This is a genomic window from Bacillus sp. FSL K6-0138 (assembly GCF_037982765.1).
Lineage (GTDB): Bacteria > Bacillota > Bacilli > Bacillales > Bacillaceae > Bacillus > Bacillus glycinifermentans.
Map to the genome: position 1 here is coordinate 3,799,209 of NZ_CP150286.1, position 23,648 is coordinate 3,822,856.

At 47.1% G+C, this 23,648-nt stretch carries 24 protein-coding genes and 2 riboswitches; of the genes, 6 read left to right on the top strand and 18 right to left on the bottom strand.

All coding sequences use genetic code 11. From position 1 onward, the window contains the following. Positions 1 to 60: 60 nt before the first annotated feature. From purB to MHB78_RS20085, 14 genes are all read right to left on the bottom strand, one after another. Positions 61 to 1,356, bottom strand: a complete 1,296-nt coding sequence (gene purB, locus MHB78_RS20020; RefSeq protein ID WP_046130447.1) for an adenylosuccinate lyase — start codon at positions 1,354 to 1,356, stop codon at positions 61 to 63. Then, complete coding sequence (purK, locus tag MHB78_RS20025) at positions 1,353 to 2,495, bottom strand: 5-(carboxyamino)imidazole ribonucleotide synthase (protein WP_046130448.1); 1,143 nt, start codon at positions 2,493 to 2,495, stop codon at positions 1,353 to 1,355. Before purK ends, purB begins: the two co-directional genes overlap by 4 nt. Then, complete coding sequence (purE, locus tag MHB78_RS20030; protein WP_046130449.1) at positions 2,488 to 2,976, bottom strand: 5-(carboxyamino)imidazole ribonucleotide mutase; 489 nt, start codon at positions 2,974 to 2,976, stop codon at positions 2,488 to 2,490. Before purE ends, purK begins: the two co-directional genes overlap by 8 nt. A gap of 134 nt (positions 2,977 to 3,110) precedes the next feature. Continuing rightward, a riboswitch (purine riboswitch) is annotated at positions 3,111 to 3,212 on the bottom strand. Between the two features lie 78 nt (positions 3,213 to 3,290). Then, complete coding sequence (locus MHB78_RS20035) at positions 3,291 to 3,488, bottom strand: NETI motif-containing protein (protein WP_046130450.1); 198 nt, start codon at positions 3,486 to 3,488, stop codon at positions 3,291 to 3,293. Next, positions 3,488 to 4,009, bottom strand: a complete 522-nt coding sequence (locus MHB78_RS20040; RefSeq protein ID WP_099047095.1) for a DUF5698 domain-containing protein — start codon at positions 4,007 to 4,009, stop codon at positions 3,488 to 3,490. Before MHB78_RS20040 ends, MHB78_RS20035 begins: the two co-directional genes overlap by 1 nt. A 252-nt stretch (positions 4,010 to 4,261) precedes the next feature. Continuing rightward, a complete protein-coding gene (locus tag MHB78_RS20045) occupies positions 4,262 to 4,432 on the bottom strand; it encodes a hypothetical protein (protein WP_164918136.1) in 171 nt (56 codons plus the stop codon). Positions 4,433 to 4,553: 121 nt separating this feature from the next. After that, the gene (locus tag MHB78_RS20050; protein ID WP_046130452.1) at positions 4,554 to 5,327 is read right to left on the bottom strand and encodes a hypothetical protein; all 774 of its coding nucleotides are present in this window, start codon (positions 5,325 to 5,327) and stop codon (positions 4,554 to 4,556) included. Positions 5,328 to 5,548: 221 nt separating this feature from the next. Beyond that, positions 5,549 to 6,874, bottom strand: coding sequence for an NCS2 family permease (locus MHB78_RS20055; RefSeq protein WP_046130453.1), 1,326 nt, complete (start codon positions 6,872 to 6,874; stop codon positions 5,549 to 5,551). 127 nt (positions 6,875 to 7,001) lie between these two features. After that, positions 7,002 to 7,103: riboswitch (purine riboswitch) on the bottom strand. Between the two features lie 188 nt (positions 7,104 to 7,291). After that, positions 7,292 to 8,833, bottom strand: coding sequence for a glutamine-hydrolyzing GMP synthase (guaA, locus tag MHB78_RS20060; protein ID WP_046130455.1), 1,542 nt, complete (start codon positions 8,831 to 8,833; stop codon positions 7,292 to 7,294). Positions 8,834 to 9,021: 188 nt separating this feature from the next. Beyond that, positions 9,022 to 11,238, bottom strand: coding sequence for a DUF4129 domain-containing transglutaminase family protein (locus tag MHB78_RS20065; protein ID WP_099047094.1), 2,217 nt, complete (start codon positions 11,236 to 11,238; stop codon positions 9,022 to 9,024). A gap of 7 nt (positions 11,239 to 11,245) precedes the next feature. Further along, a complete protein-coding gene (locus tag MHB78_RS20070) occupies positions 11,246 to 12,457 on the bottom strand; it encodes a DUF58 domain-containing protein (protein ID WP_046130490.1) in 1,212 nt (403 codons plus the stop codon). 7 nt (positions 12,458 to 12,464) lie between these two features. Then, positions 12,465 to 13,418: a MoxR family ATPase gene (locus MHB78_RS20075; protein WP_046130457.1), complete on the bottom strand. Its 954-nt coding sequence runs from the start codon at positions 13,416 to 13,418 to the stop codon at positions 12,465 to 12,467. A gap of 133 nt (positions 13,419 to 13,551) precedes the next feature. Next, positions 13,552 to 14,430 (bottom strand): cation diffusion facilitator family transporter, encoded by an 879-nt coding sequence (locus tag MHB78_RS20080; RefSeq protein ID WP_046130458.1) that lies wholly within the window; start codon positions 14,428 to 14,430, stop codon positions 13,552 to 13,554. 311 nt (positions 14,431 to 14,741) lie between these two features. Then, positions 14,742 to 15,746 (bottom strand): acyltransferase family protein, encoded by a 1,005-nt coding sequence (locus tag MHB78_RS20085; RefSeq protein WP_046130460.1) that lies wholly within the window; start codon positions 15,744 to 15,746, stop codon positions 14,742 to 14,744. Between the two features lie 256 nt (positions 15,747 to 16,002). Here MHB78_RS20085 and MHB78_RS20090 point away from each other — a divergent pair, with 256 nt between their 5' ends. Together MHB78_RS20090 and MHB78_RS20095 are read left to right on the top strand one after the other, a co-directional pair. Next, positions 16,003 to 17,544: a multicopper oxidase gene (locus MHB78_RS20090; protein ID WP_046130461.1), complete on the top strand. Its 1,542-nt coding sequence runs from the start codon at positions 16,003 to 16,005 to the stop codon at positions 17,542 to 17,544. A 115-nt stretch (positions 17,545 to 17,659) separates the two neighbouring features. Further along, positions 17,660 to 18,529 (top strand): AraC family transcriptional regulator, encoded by an 870-nt coding sequence (locus MHB78_RS20095; RefSeq protein ID WP_046130491.1) that lies wholly within the window; start codon positions 17,660 to 17,662, stop codon positions 18,527 to 18,529. A 42-nt stretch (positions 18,530 to 18,571) separates the two neighbouring features. Here the strand turns inward: MHB78_RS20095 and MHB78_RS20100 are convergent, their stop codons facing one another. Beyond that, positions 18,572 to 19,216: an SDR family oxidoreductase gene (locus tag MHB78_RS20100; protein WP_046130462.1), complete on the bottom strand. Its 645-nt coding sequence runs from the start codon at positions 19,214 to 19,216 to the stop codon at positions 18,572 to 18,574. 118 nt (positions 19,217 to 19,334) lie between these two features. Next, on the bottom strand, positions 19,335 to 19,883 hold the full coding sequence (gene lepB / locus MHB78_RS20105; protein WP_046130463.1) for a signal peptidase I: 549 nt from the start codon (positions 19,881 to 19,883) through the stop codon (positions 19,335 to 19,337). A 267-nt stretch (positions 19,884 to 20,150) separates the two neighbouring features. Here lepB and MHB78_RS20110 point away from each other — a divergent pair, with 267 nt between their 5' ends. Then, a complete protein-coding gene (locus MHB78_RS20110; protein ID WP_082094085.1) occupies positions 20,151 to 20,372 on the top strand; it encodes a hypothetical protein in 222 nt (73 codons plus the stop codon). A gap of 113 nt (positions 20,373 to 20,485) precedes the next feature. Next, positions 20,486 to 20,788 carry a hypothetical protein gene (locus MHB78_RS20115; RefSeq protein ID WP_046130465.1) on the top strand — a complete coding sequence of 101 codons (303 nt, stop codon included), beginning with the start codon at positions 20,486 to 20,488 and terminating at the stop codon, positions 20,786 to 20,788. A 206-nt stretch (positions 20,789 to 20,994) separates the two neighbouring features. Here MHB78_RS20115 and MHB78_RS20120 read toward each other — a convergent pair whose 3' ends face one another. Together MHB78_RS20120 and MHB78_RS20125 are read right to left on the bottom strand one after the other, a co-directional pair. Then, complete coding sequence (locus MHB78_RS20120) at positions 20,995 to 22,017, bottom strand: PD40 domain-containing protein (RefSeq protein ID WP_065894190.1); 1,023 nt, start codon at positions 22,015 to 22,017, stop codon at positions 20,995 to 20,997. A gap of 58 nt (positions 22,018 to 22,075) precedes the next feature. Continuing rightward, positions 22,076 to 22,456, bottom strand: coding sequence for an RlpA-like double-psi beta-barrel domain-containing protein (locus tag MHB78_RS20125; RefSeq protein WP_046130467.1), 381 nt, complete (start codon positions 22,454 to 22,456; stop codon positions 22,076 to 22,078). 203 nt (positions 22,457 to 22,659) lie between these two features. On the opposite strand from MHB78_RS20125, the gene MHB78_RS20130 reads away from it, so the two are divergent. Next, positions 22,660 to 23,052, top strand: coding sequence for a hypothetical protein (locus MHB78_RS20130; protein WP_046130468.1), 393 nt, complete (start codon positions 22,660 to 22,662; stop codon positions 23,050 to 23,052). Next, a complete protein-coding gene (locus MHB78_RS20135; RefSeq protein WP_099047019.1) occupies positions 23,049 to 23,618 on the top strand; it encodes a hypothetical protein in 570 nt (189 codons plus the stop codon). The genes MHB78_RS20130 and MHB78_RS20135 overlap by 4 nt, the downstream gene beginning before the upstream one ends. Positions 23,619 to 23,648 lie beyond the last annotated feature (30 nt).

Sequence of the window (23,648 nt, forward strand, 5' to 3'; positions counted from 1 at the left end):
CCGAATGTTGGAAATATTCCATCTCTTATTCTCCCGCCTGAATAAGGCGGGAGGTTCATGTTATGCCAAACCTAAGCGCTCAAAGATGAAGTCGACGTTTTTCAAATGATAATTGTAGTCGAAACAGTCGGCGATTTGTTCAGAGGTGAGTCGCGACGTAATGTTTTCCTCGGCTTCGACAAGCTGGCGGAACGGCACCTGCTTCTCCCATGCCTCCATCGCTTTCGGCTGTACTGTGTCATACGCTTCTTCGCGTGTCATGCCGCTGTCGATCAGAGCAAGCAGGACGCGCTGTGAATAGATCAGTCCGAGCGTGCGGTCCATGTTGCGCTTCATGTTTTCAGGGAACACGGTCAGGTTCTTCACGATGTTGCCGAAGCGGTTCAGCATGTAGTTCAGCGCAATCGTCGCATCAGGCAGAATGATGCGTTCCGCCGAAGAATGGGAAATATCGCGTTCGTGCCAAAGCGGTACATTTTCGTAAGCCGTCAGCATGTAGCCGCGGATGACGCGCGCCATTCCCGTCATGTTTTCAGAGCCGATCGGATTCCGCTTATGCGGCATCGCTGATGAGCCTTTCTGTCCTTTTGCGAAAAATTCTTCAACCTCGCGCGTTTCGCTTTTTTGCAGACCGCGGATTTCAACGGCAAATTTTTCGATGCTCGTTGCGATCAGGGCAATTGCCGCCATATAATCGGCGTGTCTGTCGCGCTGCAGCGTCTGTGTGGAAATCGGCGCCGGTTTTAAGCCGAGCTTTTCGCATACGTACTTCTCGACGAAAGGATCGATGTTTGCGTATGTTCCTACAGCACCGGAAATTTTTCCGACTTCGATGCCTTCCTTCGCCTGTTTGAAGCGCTCCAGGTTGCGCTTCATTTCTTCGTACCAAAGGGCAAGCTTTAAGCCGAATGTCGTCGGCTCTGCATGCACGCCGTGTGTGCGTCCCATCATGACCGTATATTTATGCTCTTTTGCTTTTTCTTTTAGGATGTCAATAAATCTCTCAAGGTCCTTGAGCAGGATGTCGTTGGCCTGCTTTAATAGGTAGGAAAGAGCGGTATCGACAACGTCCGTTGACGTCAGACCGTAGTGAACCCATTTTCTTTCTTCGCCGAGCGTTTCGGACACGGCGCGGGTAAAGGCGACGACATCGTGGCGCGTGTCTTTCTCGATTTCTAAAATTCGGTCGATATCAAATGACGCGTTTTGGCGCAAAACCTTGACGTCTTCTTTAGGAATGACGCCAAGCTCCGCCCATGCTTCACATGCCAAAATTTCGACTTCAAGCCATGCCTGAAACCTGTTTTCATCCGTCCAAATCGCGGCCATTTCCGGTCTTGAATAACGTTCGATCATTGTTCTCTTCCTCCATCTCTTTCAGTCCACTTTTCAGTCATCTGCTGAATCCAATGCTGATCAGGTTTTCTCATAAATGTAATATGCCCCATTTTGCGGCCGGGTTTTACTTCATGTTTTCCGTAAATATAAAGCTTCGCTTCTTTCAGCAGCCCAGGCTCTTCCTGAACCATGTACACTTCATCGCCGAGAAGATTCACCATCATTCCTTCTTTGAGAAGGTCTGTTTTGCCGAGCGGCAATCCGCAGACGGCGCGGATATGCTGTTCAAACTGGCTTGTTTCGCAAAGATCAAGCGTGTAATGGCCCGAGTTATGAGGGCGCGGCGCAAGTTCATTGACGAGCAGCCCGCCGTCTTCCGTAAGAAATAGCTCAACAGCCAGCGTTCCGACGAGCTGAAGCTTTTCGGCGAGCCGGACGGCGAGGTCAGCCGCTTTTTCCTGAATCGCCTCATCGGCTCTTGCCGGAACAATGCTTTGAAACAAAATGTTGTGTTTATGAATATTTTCAGCAGCCGGGAACACTGCGGTTTCACCGTTCACCGATCTCGTCACGATGACGGACAGCTCCATTTTAAAATGCACCCAGCTTTCCAAAATGCACGTTCCATGCTCTAGGAGCGCTGCTGCTTCTCCGATTTGGGCTTTTTCCTTGATCACATACTGCCCTTTTCCGTCGTATCCGCCGCGGCACGTCTTCAGCACCGCCGGAAGCCCGAGCTCTGACGCAGCCGCTTCAAGCTCTGTGCGGTCATGAATGATTCTGTACGGCGCAACCCTGCAGCCGGCTGATTCGATCGCTTTTTTCTCCGTCTCCCTGTTTTGGGTCAACAGCAAAAGCTCGCTTCCCTGCGGCAGGTAAGCATTCTCTTTTAGCCAGTTAAAGGCGTGATAGTCGATGTTTTCAAATTCATAGGTGATGACATCGCTCGCTTCCGCCAGCTTTTCGATCGCTTCTTGATCATTGTAGGCCGCTGTGATTTCAAGGTCCGCCACCTGTCCGCACGGCGAGGAAGGAACGGGATCAACGACCGCTATGCGATAGCCCATTTGCTTTGCGGCGACAGCCATCATTTTGCCGAGCTGGCCGCCTCCGATGATACCGATTGTCGCACCGGGAAAAATCGTTTGTTTATCCAAGCTGATCACTGCTTTCCAACACGGTTTGTCTGATCGTTTCCCTTCGTTCGCTCAAAACGCGGGCTATTTTTTCATCAAACGCGGAAAGGATTTGCGCCGCCAGCAGTCCCGCATTGACGGCTCCCGCTTTTCCGATCGCCACGGTAGCCACCGGAACGCCGCCAGGCATTTGGACGATTGATAAAAGCGAGTCAAGTCCGTTCAGCGCTTTTGACTGCACCGGAACGCCGATGACGGGCAGCGTCGTTTTGGACGCGACCATTCCCGGCAGATGGGCAGCGCCCCCCGCTCCGGCAATGATCACTTTCAAGCCCCTTTCCCGCGCCGTTTCGGCATAATCAAACATGAGATCAGGCGTCCGATGAGCGGAAACAACCTTTTTCTCAAATGGAATCTTTAATTCTTCTAGTATGCCGCAAGCATGCTTCATCGTTTCCCAATCTGATGTGCTTCCCATAATAACACCTGCAAGAGGCTGCATTTGATTGTCCCACCTTTAGCTGTAATTCATCGCAAACAAAAAGCCCGGCTTTGTATTGCATGTTAGGAAGCAACACAAACCGGGCATGGCGCGTTAATCGTCAGTCGTCCGCTTCTCGCGATTTCCATGTCAGTTTATTGTCCACTTTCCTGCATAGTCCGATGATTTACGGTCATCGGGTAGAGACTTATGGGCCATATTCCCAAGATTATATGAGGTCGTGTTTTCATGTCATGTTTATCTTAACAACGGACTTCCATAATGTCAACGACATTATCGAACAATACTATTTTTTATTGTTTTAATGTTCGGTTTTAGGTCAATTTCCCTTCAAATATAATTTTCCTTCCGCACGGAACAACCTGAATCGTTCCATTTTCCTCCGTTTCTTTAAACACAGGCTCCTCCATCCGGCGCACCGGCGTATATCCTTCTTCCTGCATGCGGCTCAACACGGCGTCGATCGTTTCGCCTTCAGCCACTTCAAAGCGTTTTTTCTTCGGCTTTGTCATTACTCTTTAATTCTCCTTTTCTTAACGGCTTTCACCCAGAAGCCGCCGTGGATCGTTTTCGGTTCGTAGGAAACGATAAAGGCTTTTGAGTCAATCGATTTGATCGTCTCGTACAATTGCAGTTCATACCTTCTCGGCGTCAAAATCTGCATCGCCGTTCTGTCGCCTTCAAGTCCGCCGACGACCCAGTGGGTGACGCCGTACCCTTTTTCGCGGAGCTGTTTCGGAAGGTCCAAATCAAGCTCCTTCGTAATCGCGTTTACCATAATATATCCGAGTGCAAGCTTTTCTTCGATTTTCGTCCCTACGATAATTCCGATTCCAAATCCAATCGCATAGGCGATCACGTTTTGGATTTGATTTAAATTATCTAAAACCAGCCCAAGTCCGACGACGTAGACCAGCATTTCGATCGTACCGATAAAAGCGGCCAAATACCGCTGACCTTTCAATGTCAGTATCATTCGAAGGGTTAAAAATGTTACATATATAATATTGATAACCAGAATAATGCCAACCATACTCACAGCGTGGATAAATGCCGTGTGAAGCAACTCCAATCCCTCCTTTAGATGCAGAAGCAATCATATTCTACTAGAGAAATTCCGCATATACAATCCTGTAATGTCCTTGCTTCACCGCAAAATTTTTCGACAATCTGACATCGCGTTCCAATTATGATCAGTTTACCCTTTTTAGAGAAGTTTCAAAGCTTGTGAAACAACAAAAAAAAGGCGTTTTGCAAAACGCCCTGGCCTGTGCCGTTATCATGCTTACGGCCGCTTTTTTGTATGATGTTCCGTTACTGAACGATGCACCTTTTCAAGATCAGTCAGCGTATATGCCGATAAATCGTTTGTATTGTCTATCCGTCCTGACTTCACGATCTGTCTGATGAGCCATTTCTTTTTTTCATAAATGGCTTTGCGGAGAAAATTGGCCATTGATTACTCCCCCCGTTCCGAACTGACATGTGTTTTTATATTATACTTATTATTCTTATGAGTCAACTCGGATTTTATGATCAAAAAAGCCGGTTCTACATGTGAACCGGCTAAAGGCCCGTTACACCGGAACGAGCGAAGACAGCAAATAGCCGACCATGAACTTCCATGTCGCTCCGGCATATACCAATTCGGCCAACAGGACGGCAAAGACGAAATACATTAAATCCGCCCGCGCCCTGCCGCTTTTTTCATAAATGGACTGAATCATGATAAACGTTCCGAATACCATTCCCAAAAACATCAGGATCGACAGGATCACCGTCATCGTCGTGATGTTTAAAATCGCACAAACCATCCACAGAGCGGCAGGGATGATAAAAGGAACCAACAGCGAGCCGTACTTGGCCGCAGTTTCGGCAAAAGACAGCTTATTCTTCAGCCAAAACCTCGACGCCGCCCAAATCGCCGCGATGTTCCAGAACATAAAGATCATGCAGTAAAGGAAAACGACGAGAAACACTTCCATGAATGAGACCGACACGCCAAATCCAAGCACCCTGCCGCGGCCGGACAATAGCTGATAAAAGTTTCCGAGCGAAAAGAAAACGGCTAACAGCGTCATCGAAATAACGGAATACTTAAAATAAGACCGGTCGTTTTCTTCGGCCGCCTGTACAGGGGACTTTAACACATCGAGCATAAAGCTGAAATAACGGACTAAAGCGGCATTTACGCTTCGCAAAACCGTTTTGACTTTCTTCTGCGGTGTTCCGTCTGTTTCCTTTGCCGCCCTCGCGTTGCGCGAGCTTCTGGACATTCTCGATGCCGGCTGATCTATCTCAGGTTCATGATCTTCATCACGACTTTTTTCTTTATATTGTTCATCAATCATATAAGCAACTCCTATTCTTTGCCCAAAGCTAACGCTACTGATTTCTTTTATAAATTACCTAAGCCTTGCAAAACAGTCAAGCAAAACCACTATTTTAAAACAGATTTGGCGGTCATTATATATAACGCTGAACGAACGCGAAAAGTTTTGCACGGTTCGCCTAATTTCGAGATATACACAAAAAAGCCGATAACCCGCAAGAGTTATCGGCCGCGAAAAGCTTAATGATTCAAGAAAATAAAGTAAAGAATAAAGATCACAAACAAACAGTACATAATCGGATGTACTTCTTTCGCTTTTCCTTTAAAAATCATAGTGATCGGATAAAAGATAAAGCCGATCGCAATCCCGGTCGCGATGCTGTACGTCAGTGGCATGCAGATCATCGTTAAAAACGCGGGAACGGCGATTTCAAACTTGGTCCAGTCGATTTTGCCGAGAGGAGCGACCATCAAAACGCCGACAACGATCAATGCAGGAGCCGTCACATTTGATGTCACGACGGTAAGCAGCGGAGAGAAAAACATCGCAAACAAAAACAGAATTCCTGTTACGACAGCCGCAAAACCGGATCTTGCGCCTGCGGCAACACCCGCGCTTGATTCAACATAAGAAGTCGTCGTTGATGTTCCGAGGACGGCGCCGACAACGATGGAAGACGAATCGGCAAACAGCGCCCTGCCGGCTCTCGGCAGTTTGTTTTCCTTCATTAATCCCGCCTGCGTCGCCACTGCTACCAGCGTACCGGCGGTGTCAAAAAATCCGACAAACAAAAACGTTAAAATGACGATCAGCATATTCAAAGAAAAAATATCGTGCAAATGAATGATGGCTTGTCCAAACGTCGGTTCAAGGCTTGGAATTTTGTCGACAATCTTTGTCGGCGCATCGATCAAGCCGGTCAATATACCGGCCACGGCCGTGATCAGCATTCCGAAGAAGACGGCTCCGTTCACCCGGAGCACCATCAAAATGACGGTGACGATTATTCCGAAGATCGTCAGCAGCACAGGACCGCTGTGGATGTTTCCGAGAGACACGAGCGTGCTCGGATTCGCCACGATAATTTTCGAACCTTGAAGACCGACAAATGTAATGAAAAGGCCGATGCCGGCGCCGACTGCCAGTTTAAGCTCCGGCGGAATGGCATTGATGATTTTTTCCCTCAAGCCTGTTAATGATAGACCGACAAAAATAAGTCCTGAAATGAATACGCCCGATAAAGCCGTCTGCCAGGAAATCCCCATGTTCAAGACGACGGTGAAAGCAAAAAACGCATTCAGTCCCATTCCGGGAGCAATGGCAATCGGATATTTCGCGATGAGGCCCATCAAAATACAGCCGACGGCAGAAGCGATCGCAGTCGCTGTAAAGACTGAACCTTGATCTATTCTTAAATCTTTCGGAAAATCAGTGACTGAAGCGAGAGAAAGGGTAAGCGGGTTGACAAACAGAATGTAAGCCATTGACAAAAAGGTTGTCAGTCCGCCGATGATTTCTCTCCGATAATTTGTATCCAATTCGTCAAACTGAAAGAAACGCTTCAAAATGGTAACTCCTCTCGATTTTCTGTCGTTTTTATTGTTTCATAAACCTTTGCTTTTAAACAAAAAACGCCCCAATGATATGGGACGCTTGACTACGGCATATTTCATACTGAATGTTTTAAAAAATCAAATCAATATATACCAGCGTAGTCAAGCTATTTACGGTAGCTTGGTAGAAACTTATGGGCCATATTCCCATGATTATACGACAAGTTCTTTTTCAATTACTATGCTATTGTAACAATATCTTACCGTAAACACAATACAAAAAAGCGAACATTATGCAAAATAACGTCCCGCTATGTTCGTTTACTGTATGTTCCAATTCGGCCTCCGCGTTCTCCGGAAAGCTATCGAAATAAAACATTATCCCAACAATAAAAAGCCCCAAATCCGTTAAGATCCGGGGCATCTTTATTATTCCCATTCAATTGTGGCAGGCGGCTTAGAGGTAATATCGTACACCACTCTGTTGATGTGCTTCACTTCGTTGACGATCCGCGTCGAAATCTTTTCGAGGACATCCCACGGGATTCTTGCCCAGTCTGATGTCATGCCGTCGATAGAAGTGACGGCGCGAATGCCGATTGTGTAATCATATGTTCTCGCGTCTCCCATGACTCCGACGCTGCGGATATCAGGAAGGACGGTGAAGTATTGCCAAATGTCGCGGTCAAGGCCGGCTTTGGCGATTTCTTCGCGCAGGATCGCGTCTGATTCACGGACGATCTCCAGCTTTTCTTCCGTTACTTCTCCTAACACGCGAATTCCAAGGCCCGGGCCGGGGAACGGCTGGCGCCAAACGATCTCATCAGGAATGCCGAGCTCTGTGCCGAGCGCGCGAACTTCGTCTTTAAACAGCGTATTCAGCGGTTCGATCAGCTCAAACTGCATGTCTTCCGGCAGTCCGCCGACATTGTGGTGAGACTTGATCGTCTGCGCAGTCGCCGTTCCGCTCTCGATAATGTCGGTGTAAAGCGTTCCTTGTGCAAGGAAATCGATTCCTTTCAGCTTGTCCGCTTCATCGTCAAACACGTAGATAAACTCATTGCCGATGATTTTCCGTTTTTGTTCAGGATCTGAAACACCTTTCAGCTTGTTGAGGAAGCGGTCTTTTGCATCGACTTTGATGACGTTCATGTTAAAGCCTTCGCTGAACGTCTTCATGACGCCTTCTGCTTCACCTTTGCGGAGCAGGCCGTGATCGACGAAAATACATGTCAGCTGATCGCCGATCGCTTTATGGATCAGCACTGCGACGACAGAGGAATCGACCCCGCCGCTAAGCGCGCATAACACTTGTTTGTCGCCGACTGTTTCACGGATTTTTTGCATTTCGATTTCGATGAAGTTCTCCATTGACCATTCTCCGGCACACTCGCAAACCTCGAAAACGAAGTTTTTCAGCAGATCGTTTCCGTATTCGGAGTGGCGGACTTCCGGGTGGAACTGAACGCCGTACCATTTTTTGTCTTTTTTGCTCATCGCGGAATTCGGGCAGTGATGGCTCGTCGCATCAACGGTGAAGCCTTCCGGAACTTCAACAACTAAATCACCATGACTCATCCAGACGACCTGTTCTTTCGGAAGATCTTTAAACAGATCCGGCTCGCCTTTAATGTGAATGTCCGCTTTTCCGTACTCACGCTGACTTGCCGCTTCCACTCTGCCGCCGAGGTAATGGGTCATCAGCTGCATGCCATAGCAAATTCCAAGAACCGGGATGTCCAGGTCAAAGATCTTTTCGTCACAGCGGAAAGATGCTTCGTCATATACGCTGTTCGGACCCCCGGACAAAATAATTCCCTTCGGATTCATTTCCCTGATTTCCTCCGCCGTCAAAGTGTGCGGATGCAGCTCGCTGTATACACCAAACTCACGTATGCGCCGAGTGATCAGCTGGTTGTACTGACTTCCAAAATCCAATACAAGAATCATTTCATTTACTAACTTCGTCATGGTGTCACCTCTTTATCAAATTGTCTTTTGCACAGAAAAAATGGCGGCAGACATACAGCAGTCCTGCCCCCATTCGCGGGACTAAGGCCCGGCTTTGTTTAAACGGCAGACGCCGGGCCTGCCAGCAAGAATATATAAGGGTTTTTAATATTCACTTATTCTAACAATAGGAAAGATAGCGGTCAAGACTATCTCCTTTTAATTAAATTTTCCCATAACTCAACTGATTCATGCCAAAGCTCCCTCGCATTTTCTTTCCGATAGAGAGCCCGTTCATACATCAGCGTCAACCGGGTCATGTCATCGGTTTTGTAACGTTCATCAACCTTTTCCGCAAATTCGCGGAGCGTCTGGCCCGCTTCTTTTTTCATGCCTTTTCGCTTCAGCTGGCGGAGCAGTTCGTCATAAGCCTTGAAGAAAACGGCGTCATCCCGCCGTTTTTTCAGCCTGAAAGCAATGACCAGCGGCAGCCATTTGGCACGGGTAAAGTAAAATGACGCCCCGGCGGCAACGATGATAAGCAGCACCGCTCCACCGCTGAGCGCACCTGCGGCGTCCCAGCGTTCCACATCTGCGCGTTGACGGTCTTGTTTTTCATCAAGCGCCTGCTTCTGATCGTTTCTTTGCTTCTCTTTGGCAGTCTCCTCCGGCCGATCTCCGTAATGATTCTGTTCTTTTTCGGCCGCTTCATGAGAAGCATCGCCAGGCTGACTGCTTGACTGCTCGACTAATTGCTCCGGATTGATAAAACCTTTTGTCGGTTCAAATGTCACCCATCCCTGCCCTTTAAAGTAGACTTCGACCCAGGAATGGGCATTGTTGTTTGTCACTTCATAAACGTTATGATTCCGGTCCTGCGACGTTCCGGCATACTGTCCCGATGTATAGCCCTTCACCCAGCGGGCCGGTACACCGGCAGACCGCAAGAGCACGATCATGGCCGTTGAAAAGTTGTCGCAATACCCGATTTTCGTCTCAAATAAAAATTGATCGACGTAATCCTGATGATTTTTCGGAACGGCAACATCTTTCGTCTCATACGAAAACTCGGAAGACCCGAGATAATCTTCAATCGCTTTCGCTTTGTCATACACGTTGTCATGATCTTTCGTCAAATCATGGGCGAGCCGTTTGACACGCTCAGGAAGGGAGTCAGGGAGCTGCAAGTATTTTTGATGGTCTTTGCTCCATTCTCCTTCAGTATCCATGCTGATGCGCTGAAGTTTTTTCACGTCAAAAACGGGAGATTGGTAGGTCACTGTATAGCTTCCAAGGTTTTTCACGTCGGCTCCCATCTTGCCGACCGGAACGATCCGCTCCGTTCGGCTGTTCATCGCGAGCGGCACAAAATTGTCCAATAAGATGTCCGTCGTCCCGATCGGGTAAAGGACATGGTGATAGCGGTAAGCCGGATTGATGTCGACCTTGACTTTCCGCGTTTGCGTTTTTACGCCGTCTTCATACCATGCATAATGAAGCTTCGTATCATCAAGGTTGATCGATGTTCCCGCTTTCTCATCTTCAGTCCAGCCTTTGCCGGTGTAATAGCTTTTCGTTTCGACTCTGAAATAGCTTCTTTCATTGCCCTGCCACGAAAACACCCGTGTATCGTCCTGCGTAAACGGTCCGCCCAATGATTCATCATTCGTTCCATAGCCGACTTTGGTTTTTCCCCCTGAAGAAAAATCGCCGTTTGCCGCCGTTTTGAGGAACGGAACCGGATCAGGCCAGACCGGATCGGCCTTCGGCGCAGCTATTGCAATGGCCGCGGCGACAGCCGTCATCAGCACGAGAGGGGCAAACCATTTGGCAAATAACGATGGAGAAGCTTTGAACTTCTCGCTTTCCTTCATCCGCTCCAAAAACAGCATTCCGAGCAGGAGAAAGCCGAACACAACGATCCGGATGATCGCATGCGACGCGTCAAACGGCGTAAACGTATCGATCACCGTAATATAAACGACGGTCATGATGAAAAAGAAGAAAATTCTCCGCTGATAAATCACCCAATAGTGCAGAAGGTAGACGAGCAGCCAAAGCAGGACGAAAAAGAGCAGCGTCCGAAACAAAGGCGACATATCCCGCCACATCCCCGAAAAGATGTACGACAGATTTCGATTGACATCGCCTGCCAGCATTCCGAGCCAGGAAGGTTGAAGCAATGATCCCTCGTAAAATATCCAATGAAGGGCAAACAGAATGAAACCGAGGCTGACCGGAAACCTGATAAACCAGGGAACTTTAAAAAATGTCATCAGAAAAACGACAGCGATAAACACGATAAAAAAGAAGGTATGCCCCGTATCGGTAAAATACTGCAGGGGGCGGAGCCACTCCCAAAGCAGCAAAAAGGTTAAAACGTAAAAAATCAGCTGACTGATCCGGCCGTTTTGTTCTTTGGACATCATCATCTCACCTCGCTTTCAAAAAAACATGCGAAAAGCGCTCTCCGCTAATGACGCTGACTTCGATTCCGCGCGCTTTTACATGCTCAATCGCCGCATTCTCTTCCGGTGAGACAGCGCCGCCTTTTTCTTTGATGAGAAATACGGCCGGCGCCTTGTCTTTCGATGCGTTTCCCAACACGTGCGATAACGCCGCTGTCATGCGGCCTGTCACGATATATTTCGCCGTCTTCCTCATATCGGGCAGCTGAAGCTCGCTCTCCAGCAGCTTGTGAAACGGATGGGGGGAATCGCAATCTGCCAGCGCCAAATGATAAAAGAGCTTTCTTAAATGATCTTCTCCGCCGCGGATCGGAAACAAGGATCGATCTTTCCCAATCGAAACAAGCCCTGCATAGACCCCGTTTTGAAGAGCCGCGCGCAGAACCGAAGCCGTAAAGACAACGATGTCTTCAAAAGCAGGAGAAGGGGTACGATCCATGAAAACGCACAAATTCCGGCCCTTCACCTGTTCAAACTCCTTTGTCATCAGCCGGTTCCGTCTCGCCGACGTCTTCCAGTCCACCCACGAAAAGCGGTCCCCCGGCTGATATTCCCTCACGCTTGAAGCCAAATGGCTGTTTTGCCTCTGAAAGTCTGCGGCATGTCCGGCTTTATCGTCAAAACTTCCAGTATTGGCATCGTACGCGATCTTTTGATACGAAGGCAGAACGAGAAATGAGGTTTCAAGCCGCACATATATTTCCTTTTCCAGAAGCCCCAGGGGATCGCCTGTACGGATTCTGACCGTGTTCAGACGATGATCGCCCCTCGGAACGGACGGGATCGTATAAGCCATTTTGATTTCTTTTTGAAACCAGGGAAAAAGTAACCTCACCGCTCCCTGCGCATGGCCGTTTTTTAAAAGAGAACCGGGAAGGCAGTCTTCAACGATCATAAACATAAGCGGAAACGGAAATTTTCTCTTTATCGTAATCACGGCTTCAAGCTGATCGCCGGCTTTAAACTGTCCGCGGCTGAGCGTTCGTTCGGCCTCGATTTTCTTCAGCGGGTAAATTGCAAACAAGACGGCGTACAAAACGAAGGGAAGAAAAACGTAAAACAAAAACCAGCTGACAAATCCCCCTTGAAACATCGCATAGCAGAACGTCGATATAAAAAGAAGAAATAAAATAAACAGCTTCCACCAAAACCTGATATGACCGATGCGCACTCTCATGATCTGCTCATCGCCTTCCAACGGGAACCTTCACTTTCGCCATGATCTCCTGAAGAACTATCTCCGGCCGCTTCCCTTCAAATTTCGCCTCCGACCGCAATATCATTCTGTGCGGAAGCGTAAAAGGCGCAAGGTACTGGATATCATCCGGTATAACATAATCGCGGTTATACAGGAAAGCAAACGCCTGTGCAGCTTTCATCAGGGCGATCGAACCGCGGGGGCTGACGCCGAGATAGACGTCTGAATGATGTCTTGTTTGTTGTGTGATGTCAACAATATATTCTTTTATGGAAGCATCCACATAGACCGTTTCGGCCTCTTTTTGGAAGCCGGCCAGCTCATCCTTCGTGATCACCGGCTCAATCTCTTCAATCGGACGGCTTTTTTCCTGAAGGTCCAGCACCTGAATCTCTTCGGCGACCGTCGGATAGCCCATTCGAAGCTTGAATAGGAAGCGGTCAAGCTGGGCCTCAGGCAGCGGATACGTTCCTTCGTATTCCACCGGGTTTTGGGTAGCCATGACAAAAAAAGGCTTAGAAAGCGGCATCGTCACACCGTCGACGGTCACGCTCCCTTCCTCCATCGCTTCAAGCAGAGCCGACTGGGTTTTTGGCGACGTACGGTTGATTTCATCCGCCAACACGATCTCCCCCATAATCGGGCCTGAACGGTATTCAAATTCAAGGGTTTTCGGATTATATATGGAAACGCCTGTTACGTCTGATGGCAGTAAGTCCGGCGTAAACTGAATTCTCTTAAATTCGGCGCCCGTCGATTTCGCCAGCGTGCGAACCATCATCGTCTTCCCCACTCCGGGCACATCCTCCAAAAGCACATGGCCGTTGGCAAGAATGGCGGTCAGGCTCAATACGGCAATATCTTTCTTTCCTACCATTACGTTATCAATATTATCGGCTACTTTTCCCAAAACAGGGTGCAGCGTTTCTTCGTAAGCCATCCTTTTCCTCCTCATGCGTACGGATTCGAAATTGATTTAACTTTACGATAAACGATGTTTCGGCAGAAAACAACTAAATGGTTAAACTCTCTTTCTATGTAAATAAAAATAACCTTTTCCAAAATGGAAAAGGTTATTTTTCGCCGTCTCTGAACGGTTCTATATGAACATGGGAATGGATGATCGAGTGCTCCTCCTGCATTTTTCTTTCGATCTCATCGGCGATATCGTGGCTTTCCAAAATGTTCAGATCAGGCCTCACCTCTACGATGACTTCAACATGCACGGCGCTTCCCAAATATCTCGCCTTCACATCCTTGATCCTGCCGACGCCGGGAACTTTTTGAATCGTTTCTTTATATGTCGAAATATCCTTTATATCAAATCCGTCCGTCAAGGAATGAGCGGCTTCTTTAAATATGTCCCACGCGGTTTTGCAAATGATCAGCCCGATGATAAACGCCGCTAAAGTATCGACCCAGGCGAGGTTAAATTGCGACGCAAAAATACCGGTAAACGTTCCGATGCTGACGATGGCATCAGATCTATTATCTGCAGCTGCCGCATGCAGCGCCTGGCTGTTCACCTTTTCGGCGAGCCGTTTATTATAGGCGTACACCAAAAACATGACGGCCGCACTCCCGACCGCCGTCCATGCCGCTATCATATCAGGAGTCGTTTCCCGCGGATGCAAAAACGTCTCTCCCGAACTATACAGCACATCAAGCCCGACAACCATCATGATAAAAGAGGCGACGAGCGAAGCGATCGTCTCGGCTCTGAAGTGTCCGTACGGATGGTCTTCATCAGGCGGCTTTTGCGAAATCCTGAGACCGATCAGCACCGCTAAAGAGGCAATGATATCCGTCGTATTGTTAAGCCCGTCTGCCTTGAGGGCCTCGGAATGAAAGACGTATCCGATGATCAGCTTAACGGCCGACAGAACGAGGTAAGCGCAAATGCTGACCCACGCCCCGGTTTCTCCTTTTTTTAATTCGTCGTACCTTTCCATAAAAAGCTTCCTTTCCCATCCGTGTATTCGCTTTTTAATCATACAAAGCAAAACTTGAGTGAGTCTATAGAAACATGATTCACTTCTTGCAGAATTATAGACGCCATAGAACATTTTTTAACGGAGGAAACATATTTCAATTCGGCCAATCCCTGATAAAACCCGGCGCATCAAGGTTTTCCAAAAATTGCTTCCGCCCCTCGGAATAAAAGCAAAACGGCTTCCGCGTCTTTTCTGAATATTATTTCTTTTTTTCATAAAGGAGATAACGGCAAAAGCCTTGCAGCAAAATCTCCTGCAAAGCTTTTCATTCAGCATCTTCTTCTCCTTCCGAGCAAGACCGGGTACCTGTTCAAAATGAAAATGCACGGAACCATAATCACCAAGGTTGCAGCCGTATAAACGCCGCCCCACACGACAGAACCGTAGGTCTCATCAAGAGAAACATTCATAAGGTAATAAACGACGGCTTTTAACGCCCGGATCACCGGGTAGTGAAGGACAAGGATAACCAATGAATTTTTGCCGAGGAATTGAAGAGGCGCTGCATGCTGCAGCTTAAAGCTTGCAAAAATCACGCCGGCCGTCCCTAAAAATGACGTGATATAAAAGATCGCCATGTTCCCGTACTCATTCGCTCTCATATCCACCCTGACATTCTGGCTTTGAAGAAAGCCGACAGCAATAAACAGAATCACCGCGATCAGCAGTGCCTTGCGATCCTTGACGTTCCGCAAATCGCGTTTCAGAAAATAACCGGCAGTGTAGAAGGAAAGGGCGGTCAATGCCACTTCGATATTCCACGGAAGCTTGATTTCGAAATATTGATAATTGAAATAGCTTAGCAGGGCGCATAACACGACGATAAATACGAGATGCCGGGCCTTCAGCCAATTTCTCATTACGAAAAACAGCATTTCTACAACGAACAGACATGTTAAAAACCAGAGAGCCGGATTATGCGTCAGCATATAATCATCAGGCATGGAATAGAAAATCCCTTTAAATGGAACAAGCGGATCGACGTCCGAGCTGCCGCTGAACGTAAAATGCCTTTCGACGAAAAACCAAAACAAATAGGCAAGGGCGGAAAATATGAAGTAAGGCAGAAGGAGCGTCTTCACCTTTTTGTACAGGAACGAAAGAAAGGTCATATTCGCATCATGGTAGACAAGCCCTGACAAAAAGAAAAACAGCGGCATATGAAAAGAAAAAATGAAGGTCTTCAGCCAATCGGTCGTCGGCGTATGACCTAAAACGACCAAAATAATTCCCAGCCCTTTTGACACATCGATCCAATCTATCCTTTTCGGCACAAGCCAAACATCTCCTTTCAAGCCGCTTTCAGCTTACCCATAATGTAACACCGCCAAACGGGAAAACTCCACTTCCGCCCTCTTAAAAACCGCTTTCAATACGATATTTAATGGTTTTGAAACATCTTGTTCATTTCTTCGTAATACTCAGGCTCTTTTCGCCTGCGTCTATTTCTTTCCCCAGCAGGAACCTAAACACAGGTCCCGTCTTATAATATACTGACCTATTTATCAGAACATAGAGGACAGGTGAAACATGAAGCTTGAAAAATTTGTCGACCCGCTGCCCATTCCAAAAGTGATCAAACCTCATACAAAAAGCAAGACAAAAACCTATTATGAGGTAACGATGAAAGAGTTTTATCAAAAGCTTCACCGGGATCTTGAACCTACCAGGCTTTTCGGCTATAACGAAAGCTATCCGGGGCCTACGTTTGAAGTCAAAAAAAACGAAAAGGTCGCCGTCAAATGGATGAATAAACTGCCGCGCCACCACTTTCTCCCGATTGACCACACGATTCACCATGACGGGCATGAAGAACATGAAGTGAAAACGGTCGTCCATCTCCACGGCGGAAATACGCCGGCGGACAGCGACGGCTATCCGGAAGCCTGGTATACGAAGAATTTTAAAGAAACGGGGCCGTTTTTCGAAAGGGAGGTGTATGAATACCCCAATCATCAGGACGCTTGCGCTCTCTGGTATCATGACCACGCCATGGCGATTACGAGGCTGAATGTATATGCGGGCCTTGTCGGCTTATATTTTATCCGCGATAAGGAGGAACAGTCATTAAACATACCAAAAGGAGAATATGAGGTCCCCCTTTTGATCCAGGATAAGTCGCTTAATGAAGACGGTTCATTGTTTTACCCGCGGCAGCCTGAAAACGCGTCCCGCGACCTGCCGAATCCGTCGATCGTTCCCGGATTTTGCGGGGATACCATTTTAGTGAATGGCAAGGTGTGGCCGTATGCTGAAATCGAACCGCGAAAATACCGTTTCCGGATTTTGAACGCTTCAAATTCAAGAATATTTGAGCTGTATTTCGATTCAGACCATGCGATGTATCAAATCGGAACAGACGGAGGCCTTCTCCAGCGGCCGGTAAAAGTCCAGTCGCTTACGATCGCCCCGGCTGAAAGGTTCGACATCATCGTCGATTTTTCGGATGCCGAAGGACAAACGATCACATTGAAAAACCGGATCGGCTGCGGCGGAGAAGAAGCAGATCCGGAAACCGATGCCGATATCATGCAGTTCCGTGTGACAAAACCATTAAAACAAAAGGATACGAGCAAAATTCCAAGCATATTAAGAAAGCGGCAGTTTATCAAAAAACAAAAAATCGACGCCATCAGAAAATTGACATTGGGTGCGTCGCAGGATCAATACGGAAGGCCCGTCCTGCTCCTGAACAATACGCGATGGAGCGATCCCGTAACTGAGAAACCTAGGCGCGACAGCACCGAAATTTGGTCGATCGTCAACGCAGGAAGAGCGATTCATCCGATTCATTTGCACCTCATTCAATTTTTCATTCTCGACCACCGCCCGTTTGATACAGAGCGCTTTCAGCAAAACGGAGAACTGATTTTTACAGGCCCTGCCGTCGCTCCGGCTGCAAACGAAAGAGGCATGAAAGATACCGTAAAAGTTCCGCCTGGATCGGTCACGCGGATTCTCGCCACCTTCAGCCCGTACAGCGGCAGGTATGTATGGCATTGCCACATACTGGAGCATGAAGATTATGATATGATGCGGCCTCTTGAAGTCACTGATTTTCATACTCAATAACAAAAGCCTCCCGCAAAAGGAGGCTTTTTATTTTTCAAAAAGCACAAATGATCAAAAAATAGAGCCTTCAATCATGTACAATAAGGGCAAGAAAACTTTGAAAGGCTGCGATAAAGTGGACGATTACGAAAGAATTCAACATGCGGTTCGTTTTATGGAAGAAAACCTTCAAAACGAATTAAAGATCACCGACATTGCGTCGAAGGCATGTTTTTCGCCATTTCATTTCCAACGGCTTTTTCAAGCCATTTCCGGTTTTTCTGTACAAGAGTATATTCGCCGCAGAAGGCTGTCTGAAGCGGCCGGACTGCTGAAAGAAACCGACAGGTCCATTCTGGACATAGCCATTGATTTTCAATATGGCTCCCAGGAAGCTTTCAGCCGTGCATTTGCGAATTGTTTCGGGATCACCCCGGGCAAATACCGCAAGACAAGCATCGCCCTGAATGATCAGCGTGAAATCAATTTCCTCGATTTTAAGACAAGCATCAATGAAGACGAATCGATTCCCAGACCGAACATCATTCATCTCGACAGCATGCTGATTGTCGGTTATGAGTATCATACCGACCTAAACGGCGAAAAGTACTTTGCAGACATTCCGGGATTCTATCATGATTTCGGAGCCAATGAATATTATATGCAGATCCCCGGCAAAGCAGCGCCTGATATGTCATACGGCATATCGTGCAACTTTCTGGATGAGGGCGGATTTTCATTCGTCGTCGGAGAAGCGGTTCAGAAACCGCCCGAAACAATACCGGAATCGTTTGTTCATCTTGACATTCCCGGAGGAACATATGCCATGTTTGAGGTAAACGGCCGGACTGAGTTGGTTCAAAACACAAGAAGATACATCTATCGCACATGGCTTCCAAATGCGAATTACGAAAGAAGGGAAGGACCGGATTTTGAGGTGACGGACGTTCGCCGTTCCTGTTTTCCTGATGACATGAAAATGAAAATTTATATTCCTATTTTCTAAATGCCGGGAACCCGTTCATCATGGATTCCCGGCATGGCCTGATCAGATCGCTTTTATCGCTTCAGCGATAGCCGTTTCTCCTGAAAGCAGATCAAACGACCGGCGGAATGTGCGCTCTTCGCTAAGCGCGGCGGCGGCCGTTGCGGCTACGTCTTCGCGCGGTATCGTTCCGCGCTCCAGGTTTTCCGCGGCTTTTATTTTTCCTGTGCCCGGTTCATTTAAAAGCCCTCCGGGACGGATGATCGTATACGTTAAGCTGCTTCTCTCCAGTATTTTATCCGCATAATGCTTTGCAACGTAATAAGGCTTAATCGCTTCATTCCAATTCTCCCGGTGATGGGCCTGCAAAGCGCTTATCATGATAAACCGTTGAATCCCCGCTTTTTCGGCGGCTTCAATCGTTTTTGCCGCACCGTCCAGATCGACGAGCAGCGTTTTATCAGCGCCCGTTTTACCGCCCGATCCGGCGGTAAAGACGATCGCATCACAGCCTTTTGCGGCCTCCGCAATGTCGTGGACAGTACCTTCTAAATTGGCAAGCGCTGTCTCGATCCCCGAACGCTCCAGCGTCTCCGCCTGCTCTTCGCTTCTGACCATCGCTCTCACCTGATGTTCGCTGCTTTCCTTTAACATGCCGGTCAAGTGTTTGCCTATCTGCCCATTTGCACCGACGATGAACACCTTCATTTGACCCCAGCTCCTTTCGACTCGGTTTTTTCTATTATTTCACTTTAGCAGACGACTCTTCAAACAGCCTGCTCACAAAAAAAGACCTCCCATATATGATGAGAAGTCTTTTCTTTCCTTAATCGATTCCGCCGATTTCATTGAATGGAAAATAGCGAAATTCAACTTTTCCGACGACAGACGATTTTGAAATAAATCCGAAATAACGGCTGTCTCTGCTGTTTTGGCGGTTATCTCCCATGACGAATAAACTGTCTTTCGGCACTTTTGATTCGCCCGTTAATTCTTTCAGCGTAAAATCGTCCGTTAACAGTTTACCGCCTGTCAGCTCCTTTTTGTTTTGCTTTAAGTACGGCTCATCATAGGCTTTTCCGTTAACATAAAGAACGTCATTTTTCATCTCGATCGAATCCCCAGGCAGGCCGATGACTCTTTTGACATAGTCTTCGTCAGCATCCGGGGCATGAAAGATGATTTTATCGAACCGGTTAATCTCGCTGATCTTACTGACCATGACCATATTTCCGTTTTGCAATGTCGGATACATGGAGTCTCCTAAAACGGTAGACGGGGTGAACAGAAAATAGCGGCAGGCAGCAACGATGGCCCCCGCAATAAGAAGCGTCCTGATCCATGAGATAATCTCTTTTTTTCTATTATTCTTCATTTTTACTCTCCTTTGTATCTGCAATATCAGTTTTTTTATCAGCGCGTTACGCGGGAACTTCCTCTCTTATATCATACCAGTCCCGCATCTTTCATGCTTTATATTTAAATTAGCGTTTCCGGTACGAAAATCCTGTTATTTCCTTTCATTCTTTTTGTAATTTTTTAAGGTGTTTACGAAGCATATAAAACCATTATAAATGCACAGGCAAACACATTGCCATTGTAATAAATTATCATAACCAATAAAAGGCGGGTGATTGTGAACATGTACGACTACGATGAGTACGACAATTATGACCCTTACAAACGCAGGCGGAACAACGGGTGGAGGGCGCTTGATCCCCCGGAGAACCGTCCTTCCGATGATGGCAATGACAGTGACAGTCACAGCGACAGCGAAGACCGCGACAGCTTCAAATGCAGAAAAAGAAAGTGTTTTTCCGATGATGACGATGACCGCTTCAAATGCCGGAGAAAGAAGTGCTGAGAATGTTTGAATGAAGCCGATTGACACTGCATAATCGGCTTTTTCTTTTTGTCGTCCTTTGGAACAATCATCCAATCGGTGAATATTATGATGGTAAAGGAGATGAAACAGCCATGAGCGTCCCCAAAGATGTTCAGACCTCAATGCCCCATGATCATGATAGATCTTTGCACAACCTTTGCCGCAAGTATATGCATTACCATGTCGTGCTGAAATTAAAGGACGGGCGTTCGGTTCACGGCATCCTCGAAAGCGCCGGCCGGCGGGAGGCAACCGTTTACGTGCCTGAAAAAGTAACGGAAGAAAAGCAGCTTTACGGCGGGAACGGATTGCCGATGAGGTCGTACCGCAGGTTTAGAAGAGCGGTTTTCCCGTTTTCAATGATGACCTCTTTATACCCTTTCCCATACTATTAAGCTCCGGACTGTCCATATTCCGGGCAGCCCGCCGCCTCTGCCTCAAACTCTTTTTTTCCCCGAAGTTCAAGGGCTTTTATTCGTCCGTCTATAAAGAAATAAGGGACAAGCAGTCAGCCGGCGCCGGAAACGGACACACTTATACCTCCGCAAAAAATCAGCCGGCAAAGCTGTCTGGAACAGACGCTGCCGGCTGATGTCCGCCTTTAATTCAGAACGGTAAAACCATTGATGATTCCGTTTGATTGCTCCCATTCTTTGCTCACTTTTTTTGTATCCCTATCATAGGCGAAAATCGTTCGCACGTTTGCTTCGTTTCCCGCGTCATCTTTCAAAACCTTTGCTCCCTTTGCTTCAGCAAGGAAATAGATCGTTTTCCCGTCTTTTGAAAACTGCGGCTCGGCTGAGTCGATCAATGTGAAATCGCGCCCGTTTGCAATGATTGATTGGTATTTTTTCGTCTCGAGATCCAGCTCGCAGATCGCCGTTTTTTCGCCTTCCGCATCTGTCGCGGTAAAGACAATCGTCTTTCCGTCAGGCGAAATCGCAATGTCATTGATAAATTTCGCGATCGTTTTGATTTCCTTCTCGTGTTTCTCATCGGCTAAAGAAATGCGCATATTCGTCGGTTCCGGATCGATTCCCTTGCTGTTCGCCTCATCGGTTTTCTTATAGTCTTCCGACTCGGAATAATGCAGAAGGACAGATTTGCCGCTGTTTTGATCGTATTGATAGAAACTCACGGTCTCATCCTTGTCACTCAGCTTCGGATAGATCACGGTAAAGGACTTCGTTTTCAGATCAAAGGACGCAAGATGAAAATTTCGTTCTTCCGGCTGATTATAACGCATGAACAGCTTTGAGCCGTCTTTGGACAAGCTTAGCTCGTCGACGTACTCCTTACCGGAATACAGCGTCGTTTTTTTGCCTGTTTTCAACTCAAGCTTGATCAGGCGCTTGACGCCGCTTTCGTCCGTGTTCGTATAATACAGGATATTGTGTTTCCGGTCCAATGCGGACGCAGGATAGTCCGTCATTTTTTCCTTGTACAGCACTTTGTTATTTTTATAATAAGAGGTCATTAGCTTTTGGTCTGTCATCGATACGAGTAGGTCCGGACGATCAGACTGTGTTTGCTCCTTTTTCGGAGCCGAAAAATGGATGACTGCAAAAATACCGGCAGCCAGCACGATTGCCGCCGCTACAATGATCGTAATAATTTTTTTCATATTTTACTCTCCGCCAATATAAAGAAGCAAGAAAACCTGTTTTCTTGCTTCCGTTTGTTTATTTTTTGTATGTATAGTGTCCGGCAACTTTGCCTTTGCTTGTTGAATATCCTAAAGCTCTAAAGGCTTTTGGGCTTACATCCAAAACAGCGCCCGGAAGTCTGCCGACATCGTATTTATATACCGTGATGGCTTTCTTCGGTTTCGCTTTTGAATATGCTCTTATTTTCGTTCCTTTTCTCGGAACATCGAAGCCCATTTTTGTAGCACAATCCCAATGGCCCAGCCTTTTGCCGTCAGCGCCGATTTTTCCGACTCCATTATACCATGTAATATAGCCGCTGACTTTTTTTGTCTTAGCGCTCGCTTCACCGCCAAAATTGAATGCAACTAGTAAACTGGCCGCTAAAACAAAAAATGAAAAGAGTATTTTCTTCATAATAAAGATATCCTCCGTGAATGGGTTTTTTTTCTGACATTCAGATTATACCTTGTTTCAGAGACAAGCTCTTTTACAGTTTGATTACGTTTGAACGGCAAATATTACATATACTTTGCACTGAAAAATCCGATATAAAAATTGACACTCATATGAGTTTTGATCGTATAAAAAGAGAAAAATAGATAGACAGGATGGTAAAAATGACAAAATCGAGAGTTATTTTATTCAGTTTGGTCATCTCAGTCGCTTCCCTTTTCATATCGGGATGCGACGACAGCAGCGAGGAGCGTTCAAGGGAAGTAAACCAGGACAAGTCCATAAAAAAATACGACCTCGTCTGGTTTGACTATGTGAACGACAGCGAATCAGACAGCGCCCCGGAAATGAAAGTCTCCTATATGGAAAACGGCAAACAAAAAACGAAAACGTTTAAAAAATACGTTGAAAATGTTGAAGATATCGAGCAGCCGTATATGAAAATCCGCGATGATAAAGCATTCATCTACAGGCCGCCGTATATGAAGTACGACCAGGAGCCCCTTGAAGGCGTAGTGAAGGATAAGGTAGAACAAAAAAGCGGTGATGGTAAATGATGAAGTATTTCCGGCTGCTGACCGCGGGTCTCATGTTGGCCATGTTTTCAGGGGCCGATCAGGCGGAGGCCGCAAGCGGCAACAGCCCGTCAAAATCTCCGAGCACAGCGGCACACAGCGCCTCTTCAAAAAGCCGGGCGGGCTCTGTTCATAAAAGCGCCCGCACCTATATGAAACAAGCCGCAAGCAAGGGCTATCTGCTGAAAAGGTCGTCTAAAAACGGGGGGACAGCTCTCAGAAACAGTCTGCAAAAAACGCTGCCGGCAACTGCGCTGTATAAAGGAAGCATGAAGCACACGATCGATCAAAATCCCGCAGGGGCGGCTTTCTTCAATTATTACTTTCCGTATTGGATGGTTTCCCATTCAAAAGGGTTTTCCGCTGAACAAAAAAGCATGCTGCAAACTGTCGGGATAAGAGAGAAAGACATCATACAGCCAAGAGAAAAAAGGTACTGGCTCATCATAGTGGAAAACACGGCGGCGAAAAAGCCGTTCTCGTTTCGAAAAAGCAATATGACAGCGTGCACAAAGGAGATCGCATCAAAGTGGTTCATAAACGGCTGATCAGAAAATAGCAAAAAGCTGATGAACATC